This window comes from Hyphomonas sp. (assembly GCF_040882205.1).
Classification (GTDB): domain Bacteria; phylum Pseudomonadota; class Alphaproteobacteria; order Caulobacterales; family Hyphomonadaceae; genus Hyphomonas.
Genome location: NZ_JBBEBT010000049.1, coordinates 1 through 7455, shown reverse-complemented (window position 1 = coordinate 7455; position 7455 = coordinate 1). Strand labels below are relative to the sequence as shown.

The 7455-nt window shown below is 64.1% G+C and carries 8 protein-coding genes and 1 pseudogene; 8 read left to right on the top strand and 1 reads right to left on the bottom strand.

The genetic code is table 11. The annotated features are described in order from the left end of the window. Positions 1 to 91 precede the first annotated feature (91 nt). From WEA77_RS02435 to WEA77_RS02405, 7 genes are all read left to right on the top strand, one after another. The gene (locus WEA77_RS02435; protein WP_368066279.1) at positions 92 to 418 is read left to right on the top strand and encodes a hypothetical protein; all 327 of its coding nucleotides are present in this window, start codon (positions 92 to 94) and stop codon (positions 416 to 418) included. 91 nt (positions 419 to 509) lie between these two features. Beyond that, entirely contained in the window at positions 510 to 749 is a 240-nt protein-coding gene (locus tag WEA77_RS02430) for a dodecin family protein (RefSeq protein ID WP_368066278.1), read from the top strand. Positions 750 to 834: 85 nt separating this feature from the next. Then, entirely contained in the window at positions 835 to 1419 is a 585-nt protein-coding gene (locus WEA77_RS02425) for a glutathione peroxidase (protein ID WP_368066277.1), read from the top strand. An 87-nt stretch (positions 1420 to 1506) separates the two neighbouring features. Beyond that, the gene (locus tag WEA77_RS02420; protein WP_368066276.1) at positions 1507 to 2688 is read left to right on the top strand and encodes an acetyl-CoA C-acyltransferase; all 1182 of its coding nucleotides are present in this window, start codon (positions 1507 to 1509) and stop codon (positions 2686 to 2688) included. Between the two features lie 82 nt (positions 2689 to 2770). After that, the gene (locus tag WEA77_RS02415; protein ID WP_368066275.1) at positions 2771 to 3376 is read left to right on the top strand and encodes a hypothetical protein; all 606 of its coding nucleotides are present in this window, start codon (positions 2771 to 2773) and stop codon (positions 3374 to 3376) included. Beyond that, on the top strand, positions 3373 to 4458 hold the full coding sequence (locus WEA77_RS02410; protein WP_368066274.1) for a DUF2332 domain-containing protein: 1086 nt from the start codon (positions 3373 to 3375) through the stop codon (positions 4456 to 4458). The genes WEA77_RS02415 and WEA77_RS02410 overlap by 4 nt, the downstream gene beginning before the upstream one ends. A gap of 80 nt (positions 4459 to 4538) precedes the next feature. Beyond that, positions 4539 to 5432, top strand: a complete 894-nt coding sequence (locus WEA77_RS02405) for a hypothetical protein (protein ID WP_368066273.1) — start codon at positions 4539 to 4541, stop codon at positions 5430 to 5432. Here the strand turns inward: WEA77_RS02405 and WEA77_RS02400 are convergent. Continuing rightward, positions 5422 to 5919: an Lrp/AsnC family transcriptional regulator gene (locus WEA77_RS02400; RefSeq protein WP_368066272.1), complete on the bottom strand. Its 498-nt coding sequence runs from the start codon at positions 5917 to 5919 to the stop codon at positions 5422 to 5424. The genes WEA77_RS02405 and WEA77_RS02400 overlap by 11 nt on opposite strands. A 127-nt stretch (positions 5920 to 6046) precedes the next feature. Between WEA77_RS02400 and WEA77_RS02395 the strand changes: the two are divergent. Beyond that, a pseudogene (locus WEA77_RS02395) lies at positions 6047 to 7455 on the top strand (indolepyruvate ferredoxin oxidoreductase family protein); the annotation flags it as partial.

Genomic DNA, 7455 nt, shown 5'->3' with positions numbered 1-7455 from the left:
TCCCCTGGCGGCCACAACCTCGCCTTAACTGGCGCGATTTATGCATGGTCGCTCGCGAACTGTACTGCCCAAAGCCGGAATCCTCTTTACCATGTCACTCCTGCCCCGCCTTTTTGGCTCCAGAAAGTCTGCGCCGGTCCAGCACGCGCGGGTCAATCAGGTTGCGGCGGCCGTGCCCGCCAGCGCTCGTCCGGTGCGTGTGCAGGTCTACCGCGAGGTCTATGTCACCTACGAGTCCGGCTATCGCCGCAAGGGCATCGTGATGGACTTCACCGACACGGGCCTGCGCATCCGCTTCCCGACCAATGAACGCCTGCCGGCGATTGTCTACGTCAATGCGCGCTCGGTGGGTATGGAAGGCGACGCGAATGTTGTCTGGCACAAGAATACTGAAGCCGGCCTGCGCTTGCGCCCGTAGGGTTCCGGTTCGCCTTTTGCGCGATCTGGCTTGCCAAAATTCATCAACCGCGCACTCTGACCTTGCGTAAACCGCAAGGAAGGAAACGCTTATGTCCATCATGAAATCAGAAGAGATCATGGCCGAGTCCTCGAAGTCGTTCGAGGATGCGATCCAGGTGGCGATCAGCCGCTTTTCAAAGACCGTGCGGGGGCTCGCCTCGTGCCATGTGAATGCGATGTCGACGACGATCAGGGACGGCAAGATCGACATGTACCGCGTCAACATGCAGATGACTTTCCAGGTCGATGCGCCGCCGGAAAAATCCGGTCACGGCAAGAAGAAGAAATAGTCTTCACCGAGAAGTTTGGACCAGAGGGGATGGCGGCTGCGCCGCAGGCCCTATATCCATGCGAAGAAGCTGCGTGGAGCCTTGCATGCGACGTCACCTCTCCATCCCCGTCCTTGCCGCCCTGTTCGCCGCTGCCTGCGGCGCGCCCGCCAGCAGCGAGACGGCGACCCCCTCCCCCCTGAAGGAAAACCCGACCATGTCAGCCACCCAGTTCACCTCCATCAATGGCAAGCCGCTCGACCTGACCGCCCTCGGCGCGAAAGCCATCCTGGTGGTGAACACCGCCTCGAAGTGCGGGTTCACGCCGCAGTACAAAGGCCTGCAGGCGCTTTACGAGGACAAGAAGGACGAAGGCCTCGTGATCGTCGGCGTTCCCTCGAACGATTTCATGGGCCAGGAACCGGGCACTGAAGAGGAAGTGAAAACCTTCTGCGAGATCAATTATGGCGTCACCTTCCCCCTGACCAGGAAGTACCATGTGAAGGGCAAGGAAGCGCACCCGTTCTATGCCGCCGCCATCGACAAGCTCGGCAAGGACGCCGAGCCCGGCTGGAACTTTCACAAGGTCCTGATCAAGGGCGACGGCACGCCGGTAAAGGCCTATGGCTCGAAGGTGAAGCCCGACGACGCCGCGCTGATGGCGGATATCGAGGCGGCGCTGAAGGGCTGAGCCCCGCCCGGCCTTGACGACCGCTGCGTCAGAGCGCCTAAGTCTCTTTATTGCACCCGCTCAGAAACTTCAGGAAGGAACGCCCTCATGTCCGATAAAGATCCGGTTGTAATCGTTGGTATGGCCCGCACCCCGATGGGCGGCCTGCTGGGCGACCTCGCTGGTTTTTCCGCCAACGAGCTTGGCGCGCTGGCGGTGAAGGCCGCTGTTGCCGAAGCCAAGCTGAAGCCGGGCGAGGCCAATGAGATCATCATGGGCAACTGCCTTCCGGCAGGCCAGGGCCAGGCCCCTGCCCGCCAGGCCGGCATCAAGGCCGGTGAAGACAAGGGTCTCGAAGCCACCACAATCAACAAGATGTGCGGCTCCGGCATGCAGGCGGCCGTCATGGGCCGCAATGCCATCCTCGCGGGCGACGCCGATATCGTCATCGTCGGCGGCATGGAATCGATGACCAATGCCCCGCACCTTCTGAACGTGCGCAAGGGCCACAAATACGGCACGATGGGCGCCGAAGACCATATGGCGCTCGACGGCCTGACCGATGCCTATGCGAAAGGCCCGATGGGCGTGTTCGCCGACAAGATCGCTGGCGAGTACCAGTTCACCCGCGAGCAGCAGGACGCCTACGCACTCGAGACGCTGACGCGCGCGCAGAACGCCACCAAGAACGGCAAGTTCAAGCGCGAGATCACGCCGATCACCGTGAAGGGCAAGAAGGGCGATACCATCATCGACACCGATGAACTGCCCCGCACCGCCATGCCGGACAAGATCCCGACGCTGAAGCCTGCCTTCTCGAAGGATGGCACGGTGACCGCCGCCAACGCTTCGGCAATTTCAGACGGCGCCGCCGCCCTCGTACTGATGCGCGAATCGGAAGCCAAGAAGCGCGGCCTTAAACCGCTGGCGAAAATCGTCGCCTCCTCCAGCCATGCCCATGAGCCGGAATACTTCACCACGGCGCCTGTGCCCGCGATGAAGAAGGCCCTCGCAAAAGCCGGCTGGAAAATCGAGGACGTCGATCTCTGGGAGGTCAACGAAGCGTTTGCAGTCGTGCCGATGATCGCCATGAAGGAACTCGGCATCAGTCATGACCGCGTCAACGTGCATGGTGGCGCCTGCGCGATGGGCCACCCGATCGGCGCTTCCGGCGCGCGCGTGCTGATCACGCTGATCGCGGCGATGGAAGACCGCGGCGTGAAAAAGGGTATGGCGTCGCTATGCATCGGCGGCGGCGAAGGCATCGCCATGGCGATTGAACGCGCCTGATACCGCATCGCCCTCTGGGCTGAAACCCGGCCCGGACGATGCAGCAGGCATCGTCCGGGCTTTTTCATTTCAGGATGTTCCCATGCCACTCCAGAACCGGGTTGATCCGTTTGGCGCGCTGCACGGCGTGCCGGCGCGCGGTCTGCTCATGGGCAAGCGGGGCGGCTGTTTGCGCCGGCCTGATCAGACCCTTAAGGCGCGGCGCTGGACGTCGCGGCGCTGGATAATCTGTGTACTGAGTTTCAAGGACCGGCGGCGCAAACTGATGCAGCCGGGGTTCTATACCGAACTGTTTTTCCTGGACGAAGCCACGGAGCTGGCAGGCGGGCACCGGCCGTGTTTCGAGGGCCGCCGCGCAGACGCGTCGCGGTTGCGGGATGCGCTTGTCTATCTCGGCTACCTGGAGGCGGGCGAGATGGTGGATGCGCTCGATGTGCAGGTCGCCGGGGAGACGCAGGCGGTCATGCGCGAAACCGTTCAGCCGCACACGCTGCCAGACGGCGCGATGCATGCTGCGGGCGAACGCGCGTGGCTGAAGCATGCAGGCGCCGCGCAGCCCTGGTCATTCGCGGGCTATGGCCCGGCGCAGGAGCTGCATGAACGCAGCGACCGCCTTACGCCGCGCCTGACCTGCGGGGCGCTCGGTGCGGGCTACAGCCCTGTTATTTATCCCTCCGTGTACGCATGAGTGCGGCGCCGTCTCCAGGCGAGATCGCCGCACACTTCCGCGAGCAGGCAATGTTCTGCCGCACGCTGGGCTCGCCCTTCATGGCCGAACTGTGCGCCTTGATGGCACTCGACATCGAGGCGGGCGGGCCGGTGGCGTCACTTGTCGAAGGCTGGCCGGGCAATCCGAGGCGGGATGCGCTTTCATTGCGGATCGCCGGATACCTGCATCACAGCGTGCTCACCCGCGCCGCGCCGGATCTGGCGGCCGTCTATCCGGGGCAGGAGGCCGGGTGGGAGATCAACCGGATCTGGCCGCTCGCCCGTGACTGGCTTGCGGACACGGATGCTGCAGCGCGCGCTTTCCTGCAGTCTCCGCCGCAGACCAATGAAGTGCGCCGGTCCATCGCGCTGTTGCCGGGTTTCCTGAAGATGGCCGCGACGTTTCCGGGCCCCATGCACCTTCTGGAACTTGGCGCCAGCGCGGGCCTCATCCAGAACTGGGACCGCTTCGGCTACCGGACGCAGGGTTGGTCACGGCCGGGCACGAGCGGCGTGCAGATCGACACGGACTGGATTGGTCCGCCGCCGGAACATCTGCCGGTGACCGTTGAGATCGCCTCCCGCGCGGCCTGCGACCAGAACCCGGTTGACGTGTCCGACCCTTCGGCGGCCCTGCGCCTCAAATCCTATATCTGGCCTGACCAGTCCGAACGCCTCGCCCGGATCGACGCGGCTATTGCGCTGGCGAAGAAAACCGGCGTGAAAGTGGACAAGACGGACGCCGCCGACTGGTTGAAAGCAAAACTCGCGGCGCGGCCCGGGAAAGGCCTGACGGTGATCTATCATTCTGTGTTCCTGCAATATCCGCCGGCCGAGGTGCGCCGCGCGCTGCTGGCCATGACGGAGGCGGCGGGCGCGGAGGCAAGCTGTGAACGCCCGCTGGCCTGGCTATGCTTCGAGCCCGGCGCATTCTTTCAGGGACCCGGTCAGGTTGGCATCAATCCCAACGATTTCATCACCTACCTGCGCGCCTGGCCCGGGGGCACGCAAAGCCGCCTGCTCCGCTCGGACGGGCACGTCACGCAGGTTGTTACAACCTGATCCGGTCCGGGGCGTTGGAGCCGTGATCGCCTTTGGCGAAAATCGGGGTATGATGCGAAGGCTGCGAGGGGAGCGGGCGAATGACCGACTATTACGACTTGCCGCCACCGGAGAAGGAGCGGGCGAGTATCTGGTGGGCCGTTGTGCTGCTGCTCCTGCTTTTCCTGCTGGCCCTCTGGGCGACCTGGTGGTCGCTGCGGCTGCAGCCTGGCGAACTCGGCGAAGAGCCGGTGCTGCCGGCCGCCGCCCTGCCTGCTGCGCCGCTGGTGCGCACTGAGCCGCCACCGCTGGCGCCTGCGATCACGCCGGAGCCCGAAGTGCCCGCCGAGCCGGCCGCTACCGAGCCCGTTGGTGAAGTGCAGCCCCAAGCCGGGCCGCCGCCGCTATTTTCAGATGCGCGCTGGCGCGAGACAGCGCGGTTCACCGGCACGGATGCAGCAGGACGTGTTGCGGAGTTTACCGCCTATGTCCTGGTCGGCGACGAGACATGGACCTATGCGCGCGCCGACGCGGTGTTTGCCGCCGGGCTCAGCCAGCCGGTTGAGACCGCCTTCGGGAAGCTGGAACTCGGCGCAGGCATCTGCGACCTGACCGGCGTCATTGCGGTAGGCGCAGCGTCCGTCGAAGGCACGTCCGAGCAGAACACCTTCCTCTCGCATACGCGCGGGCATGCCTTGCGGGCGGCGATTGCAGCAAACCTCCCCTGCGAACCCGGCGACGTGGCGGCCAGCGTGCTGGACCTTGGATATAGCCGGGCGGATGTGACCTGCCCGGCCGGAAAGGCAATCTGCCCGGATGTGTCTGCGCCGCAACGGCCGATCGCGATGGTGCTGGTGCGCGCCGATGATCCGGGGACGGATATTGGTGAGGCGCTGAAGACTGGCATCGCCGCGCACGAGGCCGCCGGCGCGAGCGTCCTGCCGGGCGTCAGCATGTCGGACTATTCGGCGTTCGACCTGCGGATCAGTCGCTGATCTTGGTGGTCTGACGTACCAGGCCGAGCGGCAGAGCCGTCGTGCGCTTGGCGACCCGGATGACGATGCGCGACTGCACGTCGGACACGAGCTTCGAGCCGAGCAGCTTGTCGCGCAGGAAGTTGTCATAGGCGTGCATGTCGGTGGTGACGATGTGGATCATATAGTCCACCGCGCCGGTGACCGTCATGCACTCAACCACTTCCGGCCAGGCCTGTACCATAGATTCGAAGGCCTCGAGATTTTCGCGGCTGGGCAGGGACAGCTTGACGCTGGCGATGACTTCAAAGTCGAGCCCGAGCGCATGATTGTTGATCAGCGTCACCCGGCCAAGGACGAAGCCGGCTTCCTCCATCCGCTTGATACGCCGCCAGCAAGGCGATGAGGACAGGCCCACGCGCTCGGCAATCTCCGCTACGGACAGGCTCGCATCGCGCTGGATAAGGTCCAGGATACGGGCATCAACGCTATCAAGTTCTTGGGCCAATTTTCCAGAATTCCAATCTATCGAGGCAAATTATTGCCCCAATTAGCAAAAAATGCGCAATATAGGCAAGCAATTTCGCGCGATTCACCCAATAATATACCTTGGGGAATCCTAGGATCCAGATTTTATGAAGCACCGCGAAGTTACGCTGGACGACAAATATGATCTTGTCGAGGGCAAGGCTTACATGACGGGAATCCAGGCGCTGGTGCGCCTGCCGCTTGACCGCAAGCGGATGGACCTTGCCGCAGGCCACAACACGGGCGGATTCATCTCCGGCTATCGCGGCTCGCCGCTTGGCGGATATGACCAGCAATTGCGCGCGGTGCAGAAGCGCCTCGATGCGCATGACATCAAGTTCTGGGAAGGCCTGAACGAGGACCTTGGCGCGACCGCCGTCTGGGGCTCGCAGCAGCTCGGTCTGTTTCCGGGCGCCAGGTTCGATGGCCTGTTTGGCATCTGGTATGGCAAAGCGCCGGGCGTCGACCGCACGGGCGACGTGTTCAAGCATGCCAACGCTGCCGGAACCTCCGCGCTCGGAGGCGTTCTCGCTGTGATCGGCGACGACCATAACTGCAAATCCTCTACCCTGCCCTCACAGTCCGAATACGCGATGCAGGATGCCGAAATCCCGACGCTGAACCCCGCATCTATCCAGGACGTTCTGGACTATGGCATCCATGGCTGGGAGATGAGCCGCTTCTCCGGCGCCTGGGTCGGCCTCGTCGCGCTCGCTGACACGATGGACTCCGGCGCGGTGGTGAATGTCGACCTCGCCCGCTTCGCGATCCAGCGGCCGAACTTCGCGCTGCCGGAAGACGGTGTGCACATGCGGCGGGGCGACGCGCCACTGAACAAGGAAGCGCGCCTGCGCCAGGTGAAGCTGCCGGCCGCGCAGGCCTATGTGCGCGCCAACCGGCTCGACCATGTCATTCTCCCCTCGCCCAAACCGCGCCTCGGCCTGATCGTGACCGGACAGGCCGCGCGCGATGTATTTGAAGCGCTCGACGCGCTCGGCCTCAGTCCGCAGGAAGCGGGCGCGCTGGGCCTCACCATCTACAAGGTGGCCATGCCCTGGCCGCTCGAGCCACAAGGCATCCGCGAGTTCTGCGCGGGCCTTGAGCGCGTCATCGTGATCGAGCACAAACGCCCGCTGATCGAAGCACAGCTGAAGGCGGCGCTCTATGACCTGCCGGACAGCCGCCGCCCGGTTATCGAGGGCAAGAAGGATGCAAACGGCGCGCCTCTGCTTTCGGACATCGCCTCGCTGACGGTTCCGGAAATCGCCAATGCGCTGATGCATGCGCTGCCCGGCGGCTGGGATACTTCGCGCGCTGCGGCTTATTTTGACCGCGTCGGCCGCGCCTCGGAAGCGGCCCGAACCAATGCCTCGCCCACCGTGCGCTCGCCGCATTTCTGCTCGGGCTGCCCGCACAATACCTCGACCGTGGTGCCGGATGGCAGCCGCGCGCTCGCTGGCATCGGTTGCCATTACATGGCGAACTTCATGCCGGACCGGAAAACCGACATGACGAG

Excerpts from the sequence above, each read along its gene's own strand:
- WEA77_RS02420 (WP_368066276.1), top strand. The coding sequence starts at position 1,507 with ATGTCCGATAAAGATCCGGTTGTAATCGTTGGTATGGCCCGCACCCCG.
- WEA77_RS02430 (WP_368066278.1), top strand. The coding sequence starts at position 510 with ATGTCCATCATGAAATCAGAAGAGATCATGGCCGAGTCCTCGAAGTCG.
- WEA77_RS02405 (WP_368066273.1), top strand. The coding sequence starts at position 4,539 with ATGACCGACTATTACGACTTGCCGCCACCGGAGAAGGAGCGGGCGAGT.
- WEA77_RS02410 (WP_368066274.1), top strand. The coding sequence starts at position 3,373 with ATGAGTGCGGCGCCGTCTCCAGGCGAGATCGCCGCACACTTCCGCGAG.
- WEA77_RS02435 (WP_368066279.1), top strand. The coding sequence starts at position 92 with ATGTCACTCCTGCCCCGCCTTTTTGGCTCCAGAAAGTCTGCGCCGGTC.
- WEA77_RS02425 (WP_368066277.1), top strand. The coding sequence starts at position 835 with ATGCGACGTCACCTCTCCATCCCCGTCCTTGCCGCCCTGTTCGCCGCT.
- WEA77_RS02415 (WP_368066275.1), top strand. The coding sequence starts at position 2,771 with ATGCCACTCCAGAACCGGGTTGATCCGTTTGGCGCGCTGCACGGCGTG.